Origin of the sequence: Streptomyces sp. NPDC047982 (assembly GCF_043204165.1) — a bacterium.
Taxonomy (GTDB): domain Bacteria; phylum Actinomycetota; class Actinomycetes; order Streptomycetales; family Streptomycetaceae; genus Streptomyces.
In genome coordinates this window covers 239,869-259,592 of sequence record NZ_JBIDBS010000002.1, presented here as the reverse complement: position 1 = coordinate 259,592, position 19,724 = coordinate 239,869, and the positions used below count along the sequence as shown (strand labels likewise).

The 19,724-nt window shown below is 71.2% G+C and carries 12 protein-coding genes; 2 read left to right on the top strand and 10 right to left on the bottom strand.

What is annotated here, in order from left to right; all coding sequences use genetic code 11:
* Positions 1 to 57 precede the first annotated feature (57 nt).
* From ACGF2V_RS03005 to lepA, 3 genes are all read right to left on the bottom strand, one after another.
* Positions 58 to 2,016 carry an ATP-binding SpoIIE family protein phosphatase gene (locus ACGF2V_RS03005; protein ID WP_362624536.1) on the bottom strand — a complete coding sequence of 653 codons (1,959 nt, stop codon included), beginning with the start codon at positions 2,014 to 2,016 and terminating at the stop codon, positions 58 to 60.
* Between the two features lie 296 nt (positions 2,017 to 2,312).
* Positions 2,313 to 4,202 carry an AMP-dependent synthetase/ligase gene (locus ACGF2V_RS03000; protein WP_362704310.1) on the bottom strand — a complete coding sequence of 630 codons (1,890 nt, stop codon included), beginning with the start codon at positions 4,200 to 4,202 and terminating at the stop codon, positions 2,313 to 2,315.
* 401 nt (positions 4,203 to 4,603) lie between these two features.
* Positions 4,604 to 6,478, bottom strand: coding sequence for a translation elongation factor 4 (lepA, locus tag ACGF2V_RS02995; RefSeq protein WP_362624440.1), 1,875 nt, complete (start codon positions 6,476 to 6,478; stop codon positions 4,604 to 4,606).
* A 215-nt stretch (positions 6,479 to 6,693) separates the two neighbouring features.
* Between lepA and rpsT the strand changes: the two genes are divergently transcribed.
* Entirely contained in the window at positions 6,694 to 6,960 is a 267-nt protein-coding gene (gene rpsT / locus ACGF2V_RS02990; RefSeq protein ID WP_073787504.1) for a 30S ribosomal protein S20, read from the top strand.
* Between the two features lie 590 nt (positions 6,961 to 7,550).
* Here the strand turns inward: rpsT and holA are convergent.
* Positions 7,551 to 8,537 (bottom strand): DNA polymerase III subunit delta, encoded by a 987-nt coding sequence (holA, locus tag ACGF2V_RS02985; RefSeq protein WP_362704308.1) that lies wholly within the window; start codon positions 8,535 to 8,537, stop codon positions 7,551 to 7,553.
* Between the two features lie 448 nt (positions 8,538 to 8,985).
* Between holA and ACGF2V_RS02980 the strand changes: the two genes are divergently transcribed.
* Positions 8,986 to 9,231: a hypothetical protein gene (locus tag ACGF2V_RS02980; protein ID WP_362624442.1), complete on the top strand. Its 246-nt coding sequence runs from the start codon at positions 8,986 to 8,988 to the stop codon at positions 9,229 to 9,231.
* A gap of 21 nt (positions 9,232 to 9,252) precedes the next feature.
* Here the strand turns inward: ACGF2V_RS02980 and ACGF2V_RS02975 are convergent, their stop codons facing one another.
* The 6 genes from ACGF2V_RS02975 to leuS all read right to left on the bottom strand — a co-directional run bounded on the left by ACGF2V_RS02975 (position 9,253) and on the right by leuS (position 19,433).
* Positions 9,253 to 10,149 (bottom strand): YceI family protein, encoded by an 897-nt coding sequence (locus tag ACGF2V_RS02975; RefSeq protein WP_362624443.1) that lies wholly within the window; start codon positions 10,147 to 10,149, stop codon positions 9,253 to 9,255.
* Between the two features lie 421 nt (positions 10,150 to 10,570).
* Positions 10,571 to 13,150: a ComEC/Rec2 family competence protein gene (locus ACGF2V_RS02970; RefSeq protein ID WP_362704306.1), complete on the bottom strand. Its 2,580-nt coding sequence runs from the start codon at positions 13,148 to 13,150 to the stop codon at positions 10,571 to 10,573.
* On the bottom strand, positions 13,147 to 13,572 hold the full coding sequence (locus tag ACGF2V_RS02965) for a helix-hairpin-helix domain-containing protein (protein WP_392910533.1): 426 nt from the start codon (positions 13,570 to 13,572) through the stop codon (positions 13,147 to 13,149). Before ACGF2V_RS02965 ends, ACGF2V_RS02970 begins: the two co-directional genes overlap by 4 nt.
* Positions 13,573 to 14,624: 1,052 nt before the next feature.
* Positions 14,625 to 15,470 (bottom strand): DegV family protein, encoded by an 846-nt coding sequence (locus tag ACGF2V_RS02960; RefSeq protein ID WP_362624447.1) that lies wholly within the window; start codon positions 15,468 to 15,470, stop codon positions 14,625 to 14,627.
* 108 nt (positions 15,471 to 15,578) lie between these two features.
* Positions 15,579 to 16,364, bottom strand: coding sequence for a hypothetical protein (locus ACGF2V_RS02955; RefSeq protein ID WP_362704301.1), 786 nt, complete (start codon positions 16,362 to 16,364; stop codon positions 15,579 to 15,581).
* 195 nt (positions 16,365 to 16,559) lie between these two features.
* Positions 16,560 to 19,433, bottom strand: coding sequence for a leucine--tRNA ligase (gene leuS / locus ACGF2V_RS02950; protein WP_362624450.1), 2,874 nt, complete (start codon positions 19,431 to 19,433; stop codon positions 16,560 to 16,562).
* Positions 19,434 to 19,724: the final 291 nt, after the last annotated feature.

The following is a 19,724-nucleotide window of genomic DNA, read 5'->3' as shown; positions in this document are numbered from 1 at the left end:
GCACCGTCCGGCGTCGGCCCCGGGCCCGGTCCCGCGCCCGCCCGGAGCCCGGGCTGCTCACCCCGCCTGGAGCACCAGCAGCGCCAGGTCGTCGTCCGGCGGGCGCTCGGCGAACTCGTGCACGGCCCGTTTGATCCGGTCCGCGATGCCGTCCGCCGACAGACCGGCGCAGTCGGCCAGTGCCCGCGCCAGACCGTCCCCGTCGTCGAACATCAGGGTTCCGGAACGCCGCTCGGTCACTCCGTCCGTCACGCACAACAGGCTGTCGCCCGGGGCCAGATCGAAGTCCTGGCTCTCGTACGCGACATCGTCGAAGAGCCCGAGCAGCATCTGGGGCTCGGCGGCCGGGCGCACCTCGCCGTCGGGCCGCAGCAGCAACGGCAGGGGGTGTCCGGCGCTGGCCAGGGTGCAATGCGCACCGCCGTCCGGCAGCGGGACGAGTTCCCCGTACAACAGGGACAGGAAGCGGGACTGCCCGGTGTCCGCGGTCTGCTGACCGCCCGCCGCCGCCACCATGAGGGCGGCCGCCTCGGCGGCCTCCATCGCGTCGTCGAGGAGCAGCCGGTTGAGCCGGTCCAGCACCTCGCCGACGCCGAAGCCCTCGCGGGCCAGCAACCGCAGCCAGGGCCGGGCGAGGCCGGTGACGACGGCGGCTTCGGGGCCGCTGCCCTGGACGTCGCCGAGGACGAAGCACCAGCGGTCGCCGGGGCACGGGAAGATGTCGTAGAAGTCGCCGCCGACGACCCCGTCGTCGCTGGGTTCGTACACCAGCGCGCTGGTCACCCCGGGTATGTCGGCGACCTTGCCGGGCAGCAACGCCCGTTGCAGGATGCGGCTGATGGTGGCCTGCCGGGTGTAGGCGCGGGCGGCGCCGACGGCGAGGCCGACCCTGCGGACGAAGTCCTCGATCAGGGCGGTCACCTCGTCGGGGACGCGCCCCGCGCCCTCCCGGCCGAGGAGCACGGCGCCGAGCGTGCGGCCGCCCGAGGTGATGCGGTAGGCGAAGGCGGCCCCGGCGCGCGCCTCCGGTTCCTCTCCTCGCCCTTCTTCCCCTGCCTGCTCTGCCTTCTCTTCCTCCTCGCCCCAGGGCCAGGGCAGGCAGACGGGACCGGTGCCGACCCGTTCGGGCAGCCGGATGGGATCCTGTTCGAGCACCGTGCGCAGGGGCGCGGTCTCGGTCTCGTCCCGGTGCCAGACGCTGGCGAGCCGGGGCACGGCCGCCGGACCGCCGTTCTCGGGCTCCAGCCATATCGCGCACCAGTCGGCGAGCCTGGGCACCAGTAACTGTCCGGCGAGTGCCGCGACGATGTCCTCGTCGAGCTGACCGGCGAGCAGGTCCGAGGCTTCGGCGAGGAACGACAGCGCGCCCCGGCCCGCCCAGTCCGCGTCGTCGCGCAAGGCGCGGCGGGCCGTGGGGGCGAGCAGTTCGGCGGCGCGCAGCCCCTGCTGGAATCCGGTTTCTGCGGATGGTTCGGGAAAGGGGTTCCAGTCGTCGACGGGGAGCCGGGCCCAGACGGTCTTGAGGCCGGTGCGGTACGTGATGCCCCAGCGCTCGGCGAGGGTGCCGACGAGCTGGAGCCCGCGACCGTACTCGGCGGGACCGGTGGGCGCGGCGAAGCCGGTGGCCGTCCCGTCGTCCGCCGCGGCGCCGTCCTCCGGGCGTTCGCCGCGCACGGTACGGGCGGGGTGGTGGTCGGAGACCTCCAGCACCAGAGCCGCGGCGTCGTCCTCGGTGGCCGACTCCAGTCGGCACAGCAGCTCGACGTTGGTCCCGGCGTGCACGACCGCGTTGGTGACCAGCTCGCTGGCGACGACCGAGGCGTCGTCGGCCAGACGCTCGCCGACACGCACGGCCGCGGGCAGTCCGCTCCCGGTCCACTCGGTGAGCGCGGCCCGCACGAACCGGCGACCGGCGGCAGGGGCAAGGAGATTTCCGGGCAGAGATGTACGGGCCACCTGCCGCTCATCCGCACGGCCGACGGTGATACCGGGACGCTGAACGATGTCCCGCTGCAAGGGAATGGACCCCACGGCGCAGCTCCTGACCTGTTCTCGCTCTGACTGTTCTCGGTGCTGTCTGTTCTCGCTGGAAGCCTCTGACGACACCGACAGACTGACAGATGGACCAGGCCCATAAGCGGTGAGTTGCCGAAGTGAGCGGAGAAGAATGCGGACCGGCCTCATGGTGCGGCCGGCCCGAAAGCCCCTGTCACCGCACCCCGCGGGCCTCGATGCCGGGCGGCGGGGTGCGGTGGGGAGCTGCGGCGCCGGGCGCCCTGCGGATGCCGCCGCGCCTTGGCGAGAATGCGCGGTTACGCCTCGCGGGCTCCCACGTACATGTCGTCGATGAGGTCCTTGTACTCGCGCTCGACGACGGGCCGCTTCAGTTTCAGACTTGGCGTCAGTTCACCGTGCTCGATGTCCAGATCGCGGGGCAGCAGCCGGAACTTCTTGATGGTCTGCCAGCGTTGCACCCCCGCGTTGAGCCGCTGCACGTAGCCCTCGATGAGCTCGACGGTCCGCGGGGAGGCGACCACGTCGGCGTACGGCTTCCCGCCCAGACCGTTCTCGGCGGCCCAGCCGAGGATGGTCGGCTCGTCGAGCGCGATGAGGGCGGTGCAGTAGTTGCGGTCCGCGCCGTGCACCAGGATGTTGGAGACGAACGGACAGACCGCCTTGAACCGCCCCTCGATCTCCGCCGGGGCGATGTACTTGCCTCCGGACGTCTTGATCAGGTCCTTCTTGCGGTCGGTGATCCGGAGGTAGCCGTCCACGGACAGTTCGCCGATGTCCCCGGTGTGGAACCAGCCGTCCGCCTCCAGCACCTCGGCGGTCTTCTCCGGCTGCCCGTGGTAGCCCTGCATCACACCGGGGCCGCGCAGCAGGATCTCGCCGTCGTCGGCGATCCGTACCTCGGTGCCGGGAAGCGGCTTGCCGACGGTGCCGGTGCGGTACGCCTCGCCCGGGTTGACGAAGGAGGCAGCGCTGGTCTCGGTGAGGCCGTAGCCCTCCAGAATGTGGATGCCGGCGCCCGCGAAGAAGTATCCGATGTCGGGGGCGAGTGCCGCGGAACCGGAGATGCAGGCGCGCAGTCGGCCGCCGAACGCCTCACGGATCTTGGCGAACACGAGGGTGTCCGCGATCTTGTGCCGGACCCCCAGGGCGAACGGGACGGAGGACGTGCCGGTGCGCCGGAAGTTGTCCTGCGAGACCGTCGCGTACTCGCGGGCGACCGCGGCCGCCCACTGGAAGATCTTGTACTTGGCCCCTCCGCCGGCCCGCGCCTTGGCGGCGACACCGTTGTAGACCTTCTCGAAGATGCGGGGCACGGCGGCCATGTACGTCGGCTGGACCACCGGCAGGTTCTCGATGATCTTGTCGACCCGGCCGTCCACGGCGGTGACGTGCCCCACCTCGATCTGGCCGGAGGTGAGGACCTTGCCGAAGACGTGCGCGAGCGGCAGCCAGAGGTACTGGACGTCGTCCTTGGTGATCAGACCGGTCGCCACGGTGGCCTTGGCCATGTACGACCAGCTGTCGTGCGGCAGGCGCACTCCCTTGGGGCGGCCGGTGGTACCGGATGTGTAGATCAGGGTGGCCAGTTGGTCGGAAGTGATGGCGGCGACCCGCTTCTCGACCGCGTCGGGGTGCTTGGCCAGGTGCTTCGCGCCCCGGGCCTCCAGATCGGCGAGGGTGAGCACCCAGCCCTCGGGGTCGCCTTCGGCGGGTCCGGCGCCCTCGGGGTCGATGACGACGACGTGGGCGAGGTGGGGCAGCCCGTCGCGGCGTTCGCGGGCCTTGGCCAGCTGCTCCGCGTTCTCCGCGATCAGGACCCTGCTCTCGGAGTCGGAGAGGATGAACGCCGACTCGTCCGCGTTGGTCGACGGGTAGACGGTGGTGGTGGCGGCGCCCGCGCACATCACGCCGAGGTCGGCGAGGATCCACTCCACCCGGGTGCCGGAGGCGAGCGCGACCCGCTCCTCCGGCCGCACGCCCAGCTCGACGAGTCCCGCCGCGATCGCGTACACCCGCTCGGCGGTCTGCGCCCAGCTCAGCGACTTCCAGTCATCGGGCCCCTCGCCGGTGGCCGAGGGAACCGGGTAGCGGTACGCCTCCCCGTTCGGAGTCGCCGCCACGCGGTCGATGAAGAGGTTCGCCACGGAGGGCGGTCGGTTCTCGATCTGGGTCTGTGTGTCGCTCACGACATCCTCCGGGCCTGCGGCGGTGCTTCACGACCGGCTGCTGGTCGCTGCTGGTGGCTACGTGTGGCTGCTTGTTTCCTGCTGCGCTGCTGTTCCGTGTTGCGTTTCCCTCGGGCCGGTACCGCGTTCCTTCGTGCGTCCGTGTACTCGCCGTCCCGCGCGAGCCGGACACGCCCCGCGCGGCACCTGCCCCTTGAGGCTCACCCCGCAGTGCCCAGCCCACTTGTTTAACTGGCGAGTAACCACGAGGCCGTGATCAGGGTAGAGGGCCCGCGTCCGCCGCGTAAGAGGCAAGGGGCCGCCGCTTCATAACAAACGGGCCCCCGTGTCGCGCGGCACGCTGCGACACGGGGGCCCGCCGTGGCCTCACGGGGTACGAACCCGGCGAGGAAAGGGCCGAGCTACTTCTTGCCCTTGCCGTCCCCGCCCGACTCGTCCGTGGACAGCACCGCGATGAAGGCTTCCTGCGGCACCTCCACGCTGCCGACCATCTTCATCCGCTTCTTGCCTTCCTTCTGCTTCTCGAGCAGCTTCCGCTTACGGGAGATGTCACCGCCGTAGCACTTGGCGAGAACGTCCTTGCGGATGGCGCGGACGGTCTCACGGGCGATCACCCGGGAACCGATGGCCGCCTGGATCGGCACCTCGAAGTTCTGCCGCGGGATCAGCTCGCGCAGCTTGGCGACCAGCCGCACGCCGTACGCGTACGCCTTGTCCTTGTGCGTGACCGCCGAGAACGCGTCGACCTTGTCGCCGTGCAGCAGGATGTCGACCTTGACGAGCTGGGCGGTCTGCTCGCCGGTGGGCTCGTAGTCGAGGGAGGCGTACCCCCGCGTCTTGGACTTCAGCTGGTCGAAGAAGTCGAAGACGATCTCGGCGAGCGGCAGGGTGTAGCGGATCTCGACCCGGTCCTCGGAGAGGTAGTCCATGCCGAGCAGGGCGCCGCGGCGGCTCTGGCAGAGCTCCATGATCGCGCCGATGAACTCGCTGGGCGCGAGGATCGTGGCGCGCACGACGGGCTCGTGCACCTGGTCGATCTTGCCCTCGGGGAATTCGCTCGGGTTGGTGACGGTGTGCTCGGTGCCGTCCTCCATGTCGACGCGGTAGACCACGTTGGGCGCGGTGGCGATGAGTTCGAGCCCGAACTCGCGCTCCAGGCGCTCGCGGATCACGTCGAGGTGGAGCAGGCCGAGGAAGCCGACGCGGAAGCCGAAGCCGAGCGCGGCCGAGGTCTCCGGCTCGTACACGAGGGCGGCATCGTTGAGCTGGAGCTTGTCGAGCGCCTCGCGCAGGTCCGGATAGTCCGAGCCGTCCAGCGGATACAGACCCGAGAACACCATCGGCTTGGGGTCCTTGTAGCCGCCCAGCGCCTCGTCCGCACCCTTGTGCTGGGAGGTGATCGTGTCACCGACCTTGGACTGCCGGACGTCCTTCACACCGGTGATGAGGTACCCCACCTCGCCGACGCCGAGGCCGTCGGCCGCGGTCATCTCCGGGGAGGAGACGCCGATCTCCAGCAGCTCGTGGGTGGCTCCGGTGGACATCATCCGGATCCGCTCGCGCTTGTTGAGCTGGCCGTCGACGACACGGACGTACGTGACCACGCCGCGGTACGAGTCGTAGACCGAGTCGAAGATCATCGCGCGGGCGGGGGCGTCGGCCCGGCCGACCGGGGCCGGGATGTCCCGGACCACCCGGTCGAGCAGCGCGTCCACGCCGACGCCGGTCTTCGCGGAGACCTTGAGCACGTCCTCCGGCCGACAGCCGATGAGGTTGGCCAGCTCCTCGGAGAACTTCTCCGGCTGGGCGGCCGGAAGGTCGATCTTGTTGAGCACCGGGACGATGGTGAGGTCGTTCTCCATCGCCAGGTAGAGGTTGGCCAGCGTCTGGGCCTCGATCCCCTGCGCGGCGTCGACGAGCAGGATCGTGCCCTCGCAGGCGGCGAGCGAGCGCGAGACCTCGTAGGTGAAGTCCACGTGGCCCGGGGTGTCGATCATGTTGAGGACGTGGGTGCGGCCCTGGTCCTCGCCCGTGGTCGGGGCCCAGGGCAGACGGACCGCCTGGGACTTGATGGTGATGCCGCGCTCGCGCTCGATGTCCATGCGGTCGAGGTACTGGGCGCGCATCTGCCGCTGGTCGACCACGCCCGTCAGCTGGAGCATCCGGTCGGCGAGCGTCGACTTGCCGTGGTCGATGTGCGCGATGATGCAGAAGTTGCGGATCAGCGCCGGGTCGGTACGGCTCGGCTCGGGCACGTTGGTAGGAGTCGCGGGCACGCAGGGTCCTGATTCTTGAGACGCCGAACGCCGTGTCTCGGGTCGATGTCGGGTCGGTCGGATCGATACGTAGCCTCCATCGTCCCATGGTTGCGGGGCGGAGACCGGTTTGGGCCGGTCGGAGCGTGGCTGGTACCGTTGACAGCTGTGCTTCGTGACTCTCCCAGGCCGCGGGGCACACATCGAAGATCCAACGAACCTGAAAAGGCTCTTTCGTGGCGAACATCAAGTCCCAGATCAAGCGGAACAAGACGAACGAGAAGGCGCGCCTGCGCAACAAGGCCGTCAAGTCCTCGCTCAAGACCGCTATCCGCAAGGCCCGTGAGGCCGTCGCCGCCGGTGACGTCGAGAAGGCCACCACGGCCGCTCGCGACGCCTCCCGCGCGCTCGACAAGGCCGTCTCGAAGGGTGTCATCCACAAGAACGCCGCCGCCAACAAGAAGTCGGCGCTGGCCTCCAAGGTTGCCTCCCTCCAGGGCTGAGCTGTCTGAGATCCACCTGCCGGAACGGACCAGCGGGCCCTCTCTCCCGCCCCTGCCCGGCCCCCGTGCCGCACACCGAACCTGCGTTCGCCACGCGGGTGCGGCGCACCAGATGTGACCCGAAGGCCCCGGCCCCGCTCTTCCCCGGAGCGGGTCGGGGCTTTCGGCATGCCGAAGGCCCCCGCCCCGATGCCCGGTGCGGCTCCGACGGGCCATTTCCGCGTTCCGCCCCCGGCGAGGCTCCGCTCCCCCGGCCTGGCGAGACTCCGCTCCCGCTCCCGGCTCCCGCTCCCCGCAGGGCTCTGCCCTTCGGTGAGGCTTCTGTTCTTCGGTACGACTCTGCCGTCCGGCGAGGCTCCGCCCTTCGGTAAGGCTCTGTCCTCCGGTAAGGCTCGGGCTCCGTCCTCTGGCCCGGCCCTGGCCCGGAGAGGTCGAGCGCGGCCCGGACCCGAGGCCCGGACCCGACCCTGGCTCCGTACGCAGCCGGACGACCCCGTTCAGGCGTCGGTGCCGGTCAACGCCCCGAGCCGGGCCCCGCAAGCGGCGGACCGGCCCGCCCGCAACCGTGCCGGCCGGTACGCCCGTACCGGTCAGCGCCGTGATCGCGCCGCCCTGGCGACTGCCACGACGGCCTTCTCCAACGCGTACTCCGGATCGTCGCCACCGCCCTTGACCGCGGCGTCCGCGTCCGCGACCGCCCGCAGCGCCACCGCCACGCCGTCCGGCGTCCATCCCCGCATCTGCTGACGCACCCGGTCGATCTTCCATGGCGGCATGCCCAGCTCACGGGCGAGGTCTGCGGGCCGCCCGCCCCGCGCCGAGGAGAGCTTGCCGATCGCCCGCACGCCCTGCGCCAGCGCGCTGGTGATCAGCACGGGTGCCACGCCGGTCGACAACGACCAGCGCAACGCCTCCAGCGCCTCCGCCGCCCGCCCCTCCACCGCACGGTCCGCGACGGTGAAGCTCGACGCCTCCGCGCGGCCCGTGTAGTAGCGCGCGACGACCGACTCGTCGATCGTGCCCTCGACGTCCGCGACGAGCTGCGAGACCGCGCTGGCCAGCTCCCGCAGATCGCTGCCGATCGAGTCGACCAGCGCCTGGCACGCCTCGGGGGTCGCGGACCGCCCCAGCGTCCGGAACTCCGACCGTACGAAGGAGAGCCGCTCGGCGGGCTTGGTCGTCTTCGGGCACGCGACCTCCCGCGCCCCCGCCTTGCGCGCCGCGTCCAGCAACCCCTTTCCCTTGGCTCCGCCCGCGTGCAGCAGAACGAGGGTGATCTCCTCGACCGGATCGCCCAGATACGCCTTGACATCCTTGACCGTGTCGGCGGAAAGGTCCTGCGCGTTGCGCACGACCACCACCTTGCGCTCCGCGAAGAGCGACGGGCTCGTCAGCTCGGCGAGGGTGCCGGGCTGGAGCTGGTCGGGGCTGAGGCCGCGGACGTCGGTGTCGGGGTCGGCGGCACGGGCCGCCGCCACCACCTGTTGCACGGCACGATCGAGGAGCAGGTCCTCCTGTCCCACGGCGAGCGTGACGGGGGCGAGCGGGTCGTCGGTCGAATTCCTTCTGGTGGCCATCGCCGTCCAGCATCCCACGCACCACTGACATTGATACGCGGAGGCGGTTCCGGCGGTCGTGGCTCTGCCACTGTCTGACACGGCGGGCCCGCCGCCCGGCTCCCTGCCGCCGCACGGACCGACGGACACCAAAAAGGCCATCAAACTGCCCTTGAACTGCCAGCGCCCGCCACGGACCGGGCCGTACGTACGGCGTCCGGCGTGTGCGATCGCAGCACGGGGGACCACCCTCGCCCGGAACGCGCGAGGACAATTCGGCAACGCCGCAAGGGATGAGGGTCTCCCCGCCCGAACGAAGCCGGGAGGCCGGGGAAGCGCCGGGCGTCGCACAGCAGGCGGCACACGGCAGGCGGCAGTACGAAGGCCGTCCCCGGGTGCCTGCCGACCGCCCGCCGGGAGCCGTGCCGGACAGGACCACACGGTCTGCTCCGTACGGGAGAATGTGCAGGTGAGTGATGTGAGACATGTGTTGGTCCTGCCGGACCGCGACGCCGCGGAGGAAGTGGCCGAGGAACTCGGCGACCGGTTCGAGGTGAGCGAGGAGCCACAGCTCGTACGTGACGCGCTGGCCGGCGAGGACGACGCCGAGGACGCCCAGTGGCTGGTGATCGTGGAGGATCCGTCGGGCCGACTGGACGCTTCGGCGCTCGACGCGCTCGCCGCGCAGTACGAGGGCTGGCTCGAGACCCCGTGAGGGCGGGGGGCGTGGCCCTGATCAGCTCCCCTGTCCGGCCTTGGGGACGATCTGGATGTCCAGGTCGATGGAGATGCTGGAGCCGATGGCCGCGATGCCCCGGGCGAGCATGGTCTGCCACGTAAGGGTGAAGTCCTCGCGGTGCAGTTCCGTGGTGGCCCGGCAGGCGGCCCGGGTCTCGCCCTCCAGACCGCTGCCCAGGCCGAGGTACTGGGCATCCAGAGTGACCGTGCGGCTGACGCCGTGCAGCGTGAGCGCGCCGGTCACGCCCCAGCGGGTGCCGCCGCGGTGGACGAAGCGGTCGCTGTAGAACTCCAACGTCGGATAGCGGCCGACGTCCAGGAAGTCGCTGGACCGCAGATGGTCGTCACGCATCCGGACATTCGTGTCGATCGACGCGGCGTCGATGACCACGTGCATGGCGGAGTCCTCCATGCGGTCGGCGATCCGGACGGCCCCGGCGAAGGTGTTGAACCGACCGTGGATGCGTGCCATGCCGATGTGCCGGACCGTGAAGCCGATCTGCGAATGCGTCGGCTCCACCTCCCACTCGCCCGGGGTGGGGAGCTGCGGGGGCGCAACGATCTGCAGGGTGATGTCGCCGAGGCTCGCGTGGCCGCCCTCGACGACCGTGGCCGTGCCGTGGAACGGTGTGAAGCCCTCGGCCGTGACGGCCAGTCGGTACTCGCCGGCCGGGACGGTGGCGAGGACGTTGCCGTACGGATCCGTCTCACCGCCGACCACCTTCCGGCCCGCGCTGTCCGTGACGACGAACTCGGCCTGCTGGACGACATCGTCGACCGGGTCGAGCACGCGACAGCTGAGCACTCCGGCGGTCTGCGGCACATCCAGCCCGGTGAGGGCATGACCACGCGGAACGCTCGTCGTTCCCCTGCTTCGCAGCCAGCGACCGAACATGTCTTGCCTACCCCCTGGGGTGAGTCACCTTGGGGCCTGACCACTGGACATACGCGTCGGAGCACCGCCCCACCGACGAGATTGCATTCGACCACCAATGTGGCGTTCGAGGCAAACAGAGCAGCTCGCAGGTTCTTGCGTAGAGGTATGACCGAAGGTCCGAATTAGCCGTTCCATCCGCACCGCGGCCGGTGGCACGGCGCATCGGCCGCCGACGCCGAAGCGCCTGGCGCACGGCCTCGTTGCGGTCGAGGTCACACCGATCGGGCGCTCCGGAACCGGCCCCGTCCGTGCCCGACGCCGTTCTCGTCGGGACGGTGCCCACGCCGGCCCGCGCGGCCGTGCCTGTGGAGGGGGCCCAGACACGGCCGACGCGACACGCCCGCACGGGCGGCGGTATGACGGCCCGTCGCGGTGGCGTTCACGAGCGACCGACCGCCCGCAGTCCCGCCCCGGCTCCCGACACGGCGATCGCACCGTCCGTGTCCGTGCGGAGCACTGCCGCACCGCCCGCCCTGAGCGCGTCGACAGTCTGCGGAGCGGGGTGCCCGTACGGGTTGTCCCTGCCCACGCTCACCAGGGCGAGCCTCGGGTGCACGCCGCGTGTCAGAGCGGGGTCCTGATGGGCGGAACCGTGATGGGCGACCTTGAGCACGTCCACGTGGGGCAGCTCTGGATGTCTTCGCAACAGCCCCTGCTGGGCCGGGGGTTCGAGGTCGCCGAGGAGCAACAGCGTCGGCCCGCCGGTCCGGACGTACAGAGTGATGCTGGCATTGTTCGGCTCCCTCGGCAGGAATTCCCCCGGCAGCACGGCGGCACCGCTCGCCGCCCCGTGCGGCCCCGCACCTCCCGCCGGCCAGAGGACCTGCCAGTCGAGCGGGCCGAGCCGTCGGCGTTCACCGGGGAAGGCCCGGACCAGGGGAACGCCCGACGCGGTGGCCGTTCTCCGTACGAACGCGGCCTGGTCCGGCGGTTCGTCCAGGCTCGTCGTCTGGATCGCCCCCACGGCTCTGCCGCGCAGCACGCCCGGCAGTCCCCGGACGTGGTCCGCGTGGAAGTGCGTGAGCACCAGGAGCGGCACCTCGGAGATGTCCAGGTCGTCCAGGCACCGGTCGACGAGCCCCGGGTCGGGTCCGGTGTCGACGACCACGCCCCTGGCACCCCCTGCGGCCAGCACCAACGCGTCCCCCTGTCCCACGTCGCACATCGCGAACGCCCAGTCGGGAGGCGGCCATCCGGTCAGGACCCGGGTGAGCGGCACCGGGCGGAGCACCGCGAGGACCAGGAGCAGCGCGGCCGCCGAGCAGACCCATGGGTGGCGCACCGCACGACGGACGAACAGCACCACCAGAACCGTCAGCACGGCGAGCAGCACCGCCCCCTTCCCGCCGTCGGGCCAGTCGACCGTGGCCCCGGGCAGCGCCGCTCCGGTGCGGGCCACCGAGGCGATCCACCCGGCGGGCCATCCGGCGACCCGGGCCGACCATTCCGCCACGGGCATGGCCACCGGCGCGACGGCGAGCGCGGCGAACCCCAGAATCGTGGCCGGTGCGACCGCGAACTCGGCCAGCAGGTTGCACGGGACGGCCACCAGGCTGACGCGCGAGGCGAGCAGCACGACGACCGGCGCGCACACCGCCTGGGCGGCGGCCGCCGCAGCCAGCGCCTCGGAGACCCGTGGCGGGACCCCGCGCCGCCGCAGCGCGTCGCGCCAGTTCGGCGCGATGGTGAGCAGGGCTCCGGTGGCGAGCACGGAGAGGACGAAACCGTAACTGCGCGCCATCCACGGGTCGTACAGCACCAGCAGCAAGGTCGCCGCGGCCAGGGCGGGGATCAGCGATCTGCGGCGGCCCGTACCGATGGCGAGCAGGGTGATCAGTCCGCAGGCCGCGGCCCGCAGCACGCTCGGCTCGGGTCGGCAGACGATGACGAAGGCGAGCGTGAGCCCTCCGCCGAACACGGCGGTCAGCCGCAGCGAGATGCCCAGCCGGGGCGCCAGGCCACGGCGTTCGGCGCGCAGCGCGGTGCCCGGCGGCCCGATCAGGAGGACCAGCAGAATAGCCAGGTTGGCACCCGAGACCGCCATCAGGTGGGTGAGGTCGGTCGCCCGGAACGCGTCATGCAGTTCCGGCGGGATCCTCGACGTGTCGCCGACCACCAGGGCCGGCAGGAGCGCCCGGGCATCGGGATCGAGCCGATCGGTCGCCCGCCGCAGACCGCTTCGCAGCGCACCCGCCGTGCGCTGGACGAAGGAGGGCGGCCCGATGATGCGGGGCGGGCCCTTGCCCTCCGGCCGGAGCACGGCGGCGCTGCGCTCCCCCTCGTGCAGCGGCGGCGCCAGTCGGCCGCCGATGCGCAGTCGGGTGGAGGGGAGCAGTTGCTGCCACCGGGCCGTCGATCCACCGGGCGGGACGATCAGCAACACGGGCGTGCTCAGTCGGGTGACCGCGCCGTCGGGCCCGGTCAGCCGCGTGATCTCGACGTCCAGGAGAAGCGAGACGGGTGTGCTGTGGTCGCCGCGCACCCGTGGCATGGTGCGCCGCGCGTCGGAGGTCACGGTCACCTCCGCCTCGACGCTCACGAACCGCTCCGCCAGGTCGTGCACCGGCCCCTGTCGTACGTCCGCGCCGTGCAGTCCGGCCGACGCGGCGCCGACGGCGGCACAGAGCAGCACCGCCGCGGTCGCGGTCGCGGTGGTGTACGACCACCGTCCACCTGCCGTCCTCCCGTCATCGACCGGCTCTCCCCCGGTACGGGCACCGGGCCCACGGAGCCCACCGGCCGTCGAGCCCCTCCGCAGCGCCAGGAGCAACAGGGCCGTGCCGACGCAGAGCGTCGCACCCGTCGCCGTCCACCACCCGGGCGCGCTCAGCGCGAGCGCCGCCCCGGCCCAGGCCGCGATCGCGGGTGGGACCAGCCGCAGGTCAACCGGCCCCTCCCGCCGCCCGTCGGACGTCCCGAGCCGACTGCCCGCCACCGCGCGGGTCCCCGCCGGTTTCATGGCCCCACCAATGGCCGGAGGTCGGCGAACCGCCGGTCGCCGATGCCGTTGACCTCGCGCAGCTCGTCGACCGACCGGAAGCCGCCGTGCTGTGCGCGGTAGTCGATGATGTGCCGAGCGAGCACGGGTCCGACGCCCGGCAGTGTGTCGAGTTGATCGACGGTCGCGCTGTTGAGACTGACCGGCCCGGTCACGGGGCCTGGACCGCCGCCCGTGCTGCCGCCGGGCGCACCGCTGTTGACGGCGGGAGTGCCCACAGGGGCGCCCACCACGATCTGCTCCCCGTCCACGAGGACCCGCGCCCGGTTGAGCCCGGTGAGGTCGACATTCGACCGGGCGCCGCCCGCCGCCCGCAGTGCGTCGGCGACCCTCGCACCGGACGGCAGTCGCTGGATTCCCGGCCGCCGCACCTTCCCGCTCACGTCCACGACGACATGAACGGCCTCCACTCCGGCGGGCGCCACTCCGGGCGACGGCCCGGGGACGGCAGCGTCATCGGTCGCCGGTTGCGACGCCCCGGCACGCACGGCCGCGCCGACCGGATCGGGGGGCCGCACGGGATGGGGACGTGCCGACCAGAAGTGCGCCGCCGCGAAGCCCACGGCCACGGCCAGGACAACGGCCAGCGCGGCAAGGGTCTTGGGCTCGACCCCACACCTGAGCTGGATCCATACCGGAATCCGCTCCCGCAGCGCGGACCCCGCTCGCGCCCGCGGTCCCGGTCCCGGTGCGACGAAGCCGTGGCCCGGGGACCCGGCCGGTGCAGGCGCCGTTCTCGAACGGGGGGTTGATGCGGGAACGGGGTCCGACGCCGTTGCCGGTAACGGGCTCGGCGCCAGGAGCGAGTCGGGATCCGGGCCGGTGGGCGTCCCCGGAGCGGACCGCGTGCCGGGCCCGCCGTCCGCCCCTCCCATGAGCGCGTCCGCGCGACGGCGCGCGGACGCCGCCACACCGTCCCTGCTCCCACGCGCCGGTCGCCGTCGTCCGGGTCCGAGACCGCAGCCGCCGCGACCACGCCCCGGTCCGCCACTGCTACCGCCCCCGCCACCGCCATTGGTCGCATGAAGTGTGCTGGTCGCACGGAGTGTTCGCGGAGTCATGCCTCACGACAGTAGGCACCTTGGCCCGAACCCGCTGAGCCGACGCCATTCCGGTGGACAACCGGCCGGTTGTGAATAACTCGGTCACACCGAGGAGTGAAATGCGCGGAACCATCGGACCGCGGGGTGCGGGGTGCGGGCTGCGGGTGCGGGGTGCGGGCTGCGGGCCGGGGTTCGAGATCCAGGGAGCGCAGACCACGAGCCGAGGACGGGACCCGAGAGGCGAGAGTCGAAGACCATCGGTCGCCAAAGGAACCGCAGGCGAGGAACGAGAAGCGGGGAGCGGGGAGCTATGGGCAAGGGTCGATGGTCACCAGAGGATCCCGAAACCGGGCAGCAAGGGTTCGGAGCCGAAGGCCGAGAGCCGTCGGGCCTCAGCGCGGCGAGACCACCGCTCCGAGCAGACCAGGTCCGGTGTGCGCGCCGATCACCGCACCCACCTCGCTGACGTGCAGATCGACCAGACCGGGCACCCGCTCGCGCAGCCGTTCGGCAAGCCGTTCGGCCCGCTCCGCCGCCGCCAGGTGGTGCACGGCGGCATCCACCCGCGCGCTGCCCGCCGCGTCCGTGACGATCTCCTCCAGGCGTGCGATCGCCTTCGACGCCGTCCGTACCTTCTCCAGCGGTTCGATACGGCCGCTGTCCAGCCGAAGCAGCGGCTTCATCGCGAGCGCCGATCCCAACAGCGCCTGTGCGGCGCCGATACGGCCGCCGCGGCGCAGATAGTCCAGCGTGTCGACGTAGAAGTACGCGGACGTGCCCGCGGCCCGCTTCTCCGCGGCGACGACGGCCTCGTCCAGGCTTCCGCCCTCCTCCACCGTCTCCGCCGCCTCCAGCGCGCAGAACCCGAGGGCCATGGCGACCATTCCGGTGTCCACCACACGTACCGGAACCGGCGCGTCCTTCGACGCGAGCAGCGCGGCGTCGTACGTGCCCGACATCTCGGCGGAGAGGTGGAGCGAGACGATGCCGGAGGCTCCGGCGTCGGCCGCCGCCCGGTACGCGGCCGCGAAGACCTCCGGGCTGGGCCGGGACGTCGTCACGGGGCGGCGTTTCTGGAGCGCCGAGGCGAGCGAGCGGGCCGAGAGCTCCGTGCCGTCCTCCAGGGCCTGATCACCGAGAACGACGGTCAGAGGCACCGCGGTGATGCCGTGCCGCTCCATCGCCTCGGGCGGCAGGTAGGCCGTGGAATCGGTGATGATCGCGACATGGCGGGACATGAGCGGGAGGTTACCTCGCGGGCGCACCACTCGGCAGTCCAACCCCGGCCGATGGACCGCTCCCGTTCGCTTCAGGCCACATCCTGGCGGTTTCGGGCGCCGAACGGTTCAGGTCGTCGTTTCCGGCCGGGCCGTCTTCTGCCACGGGTACTCGGGCTGACCCCGGGGGTCCGGGGCCGGTATCGCCCGCTCCTGGCCGTCGGCCGCCCCGCTCTCGTGCCGCTCCCCCGACCCCTGCGCCGGTCCCCTCCCCTGTCCTTGCCCGCCACGGTCGGCCTGCCCGTGGCCGTCGGCCTGTGTGTGGCCGGACTGCGGGTGGTGGCTCCGCTCCCGGACGGGTTCGTCCGGCTCGACCGTCCAGTGCCGCAGCGCTCCGGCCTCCATGTCGATCTGTGCGTTCAGCGCCTCCAGATCGTCGTCGCCGAACCTCCGTGCCCGGTCGCGGGCGGCCCAACGCAGCGAATCCGCCGAGTGCGTGATCCGCTCCGTGCGCTCCTTCAGTTCCGGCAGCATCGCGGCGACCGTCGCCCGGTCGGGCTCGCGCTCCAGCCTCTTCAGATCCTCGTCGAGATCGCGTCCGTGCACACTGAGCCGCCGGAAGAGGTCCAGTGACTCCGAGAGTGAGGCGTCCTCGACGACCCCCGCCCGCAGTGCCTCCTGCGTGGCCCGCATCGAGGTGCGCAGCGAGAGCCGTAGCTGCGCGAGCTCTCCGCCCAGACCCGTCTGGCCGTAACTCTTCGCGCGCAGTGTGGTGTCCTCGACCGCGCGGCGTGCCTGGACGATCGTGCGATCCACACCCCGCTTCGCCGCGCCGATGGCTTTGACGCCCGCGTACACGCCCAGGGCGATGAACGCGAAAAAGAGCAATCCCAGGATCAGGATCACGGCTTCCATGAGCGCCCCTCGGGTGTCGTATCGATGCCGGCCACTCCACCGTAAACGCTACGGGCAGGCCGAGGGTTCCTTCAGAACCCCCAACCCGCCCGTAGGGGAACGCCCCCACTCACACGAGGCGGCCTGTCGGTCGCCTGGCCGTGCCCGTCACGCGGGGACGATCACCGCCATTCGTGCGGGAGCGATCAGCGTCGTTCACGCGGGAACGATGTTGACCAGCTTCGGCGCCCGGACGATCACCTTCCGGATGCCCGCTCCGTCCAGAGCCGCGACCACGGCCGGGTCTGCCAGGGCCTGGGCCTCCAGTTCCTCGTCCGAGATCGTCGGGGGGATCTCCAGGCGTGCCTTGACCTTGCCCTTGACCTGCACCACGCAGGTCACGGTCTCGTCCACGACGTACGCGGGGTCGGCGACCGGGAAGTCCTGGTGCACCACGGACTCGGTGTGGCCCAGGCGCCGCCACAGTTCCTCGGCGATGTGCGGGGCCAGCGGCGCCACCAGCAGCACCAGCGCCTCGGCGACGCTCCGGGACACCGGACCGCCGGCCTTCGTCAGGTGGTTGTTCAGCTCGGTGATCTTGGCGATGGCCGTGTTGAAACGCATGCCGGCCGCGTCCCGGCCGACCCCGTCGATCGCCTTGTGCAGCGCCCGCAGCGTGTCCTCGTCCGGCTCCGTGTCGACGACGGTGACCACGCCGGTCTCCTCGTCCACGATGTTGCGCCACAGCCGCTGCAGCAGCCGGAACTGGCCGACGACGGCACGCGTGTCCCACGGCCGCGACACGTCCAGGGGGCCCATGGCCATCTCGTACAGGCGCAGCGTGTCCGCCCCGTACTCGGAGCAGATCTCGTCCGGTGTGACGGCGTTCTTCAGGGACTTGCCCATCTTGCCCAGGACGCGGCTGACCTTCTCGCCCTGGTAGTAGAACGTCCCGTCACGTTCCTCGACCTCGGCCGCCGGGACCGCGATGCCGCGGCTGTCCCGGTAGACGTAAGCCTGGATCATGCCCTGGTTGTACAGCTTGTGGAACGGCTCGGAGGACGAGATGTGCCCCAGGTCGTGCAGCACCTTGGACCAGAAGCGGGCGTACAGCAGGTGCAGCACGGCGTGCTCCTGGCCGCCGATGTACAGGTCGACGCCCCCGGTCGGCTGCCCCTCGCGCGGGCCCATCCAGTACTGCTCGATCGCGGGGTCGACCAGCTTCTGGTCGTTCCTCGGGTCCAGGTAGCGCAGCTCGTACCAGCAGGAGCCCGCCCAGTTGGGCATGGTGTTGGTCTCGCGGCGGTACTTCTTCGGGCCGTTGCCGTCGCCCAGGTCCAGGGTGACGTTGACCCAGTCGGTGTTCCGGGACAGCGGCGCCTCCGGCTGGGTGTCCGCGTCGTCGGGGTCGAAGGTGCGCGGCGAGTAGTCGTCGACCTCCGGCAGTTCCAGGGGCAGCATCGACTCGGGCAGCGCGTGGGCGACGCCGTCCTCGTCGTAGACGATCGGGAACGGCTCGCCCCAGTAGCGCTGGCGGCTGAACAGCCAGTCGCGCAGTCGGAAGTTGACGGTGCCCTCGCCGACACCGTGTGCCTTCAGCCACTCGGTGATCTTCGTCTTGGCGTCGACGACGCCCAGTCCGTCCAGCGAGATCTCGTCGTTGGCCGAGTTGACCAGCTTCGCGTCGTACGAGGCGAAGGCGTCGTCCCAGGTCGAGGGGTCCGTGCCACGGTCGTCCGACGGCTCGACGACACAGCGCATCGGCAGCTCGAAGGCCCGCGCGAAGGCGAAGTCGCGCGCGTCGTGCGCCGGGACGGCCATGATCGCGCCGGTGCCGTACCCCATGAGGACGTAGTCGGCGATGAAGACGGGGACCTTGTCGCCGCTGACCGGGTTGGTCGCGTACGCGCCGGTGAAGACACCGGTCTTGTCCTTGGCCTCGGCCTGCCGCTCCACGTCGGACTTGGCGGCGGCCAGCTTGCGGTACGCGGCGACGGCCTCGGCCGGGGACGCGTGTCCGCCGGTCCACACCGGGTGGGTGCCCTCGGGCCAGGCGGCCGGAGTGATCCGCTCGACCAGCTCGTGCTCGGGCGCCAGCACCATGTAGGTGGCACCGAACAGGGTGTCCTGGCGCGTGGTGAAGACGGTGATGCTGCCTGTGCCGTCGACCGGGAAGTCGACCCGCGCACCCTCGGAACGACCGATCCAGTTACGCTGCTGCAGCTTGATGGCCTCGGGCCAGTCCAGCCCGTCCAGGTCGTTCAGCAGCCGGTCGGCGTAGGCCGTGATACGCATGTTCCACTGGCGCAGCTTGGCCTTGAAAACCGGGAAGTTCCCGCGCTCGGAGCGCCCGTCGGCCGTCACCTCCTCGTTGGCCAGAACCGTACCCAGGCCGGGCGACCAGTTGACCGGCGCGTCGGAGGCATAGGCCAGGCGGTACTCGCTCAGGATGTCCGCGCGCTCGACGGCACTCAGCGCGCTCCAGTCACGACCGTCCGGGGTGGGACGAGCGCCGCTCTCGAACTGTGCGACCAGTTCATCGATCGGGCGCGCCCGGTCGGCCTCGGTGTCGTACCAGGAATTGAAGATCTGCAGGAAGATCCACTGGGTCCACTTGTAGTACTCCGACTCGATCGTGGCGAACGAGCGGCGCTTGTCGTGGCCCAGACCCAGTCGGCGCAGCTGAGCGGTCATGTTCTCGATGTTGGCCTCGGTGGAGACCCGGGGGTGCGTGCCGGTCTGCACGGCGTACTGCTCGGCGGGCAGGCCGAAGGCGTCGAAGCCCAGGGTGTGCAGCACGTTGTGCCCGGTCATCCGCTGGTGGCGCGCGAAGACGTCGGTGGCGATGTAACCCAGGGGGTGTCCGACGTGCAGCCCCGCACCCGAGGGGTACGGGAACATGTCCATGATGAATTTCTTCGGTTTGGCGACCAGCTCCGGGTTGCCCGCCAGGTCACCGGTCGGGTTCGGCGCCTCGTACGTGCCCTCGGCGTCCCAGAAGTCCTGCCAGCGTGCCTCGATGTCGGCGGCCATCGCCGCCGTGTAGCGGTGCGGCGCAGCCGTCTCGGCTGCGGAATTCGTCTCGCTCATGATCCTCAAAGCTCCATCGATCGTCATCTGCTGGCGCCCACGTCTACGGACACGCGTCTGCGGAAACGAAAAAACCCCTCGCACAGGAGGGGACGCCGCGCCGATTCCGACCAGGCATTCTCACCGGTCGGGACTGATCAGCGCGGCTCGCTAAGCAGAAGGCGTACGGCACGCATGGCGCCAGGGTACCGCACGGGCCCGGAACCGGTCCGTGCGTGACCGGTCCTCGGACAAGTGGCAGGGCCTCCTCCGCAAGCCTCACCCACCCTCCGGGACCCACACCCTCTTCGG

Bases quoted from the DNA above. Each gene is read 5' to 3' on its own strand.
- holA (WP_362704308.1), bottom strand. From the start codon at position 8,537: ATGGCCACCAGAAGGAATTCGACCGACGACCCGCTCGCCCCCGTCACG.
- ACGF2V_RS02955 (WP_362704301.1), bottom strand. From the start codon at position 16,364: ATGGAAGCCGTGATCCTGATCCTGGGATTGCTCTTTTTCGCGTTCATC.
- ACGF2V_RS02970 (WP_362704306.1), bottom strand. From the start codon at position 13,150: ATGAAACCGGCGGGGACCCGCGCGGTGGCGGGCAGTCGGCTCGGGACG.
- ACGF2V_RS02975 (WP_362624443.1), bottom strand. From the start codon at position 10,149: ATGTTCGGTCGCTGGCTGCGAAGCAGGGGAACGACGAGCGTTCCGCGT.
- leuS (WP_362624450.1), bottom strand. From the start codon at position 19,433: ATGAGCGAGACGAATTCCGCAGCCGAGACGGCTGCGCCGCACCGCTAC.
- ACGF2V_RS02960 (WP_362624447.1), bottom strand. From the start codon at position 15,470: ATGTCCCGCCATGTCGCGATCATCACCGATTCCACGGCCTACCTGCCG.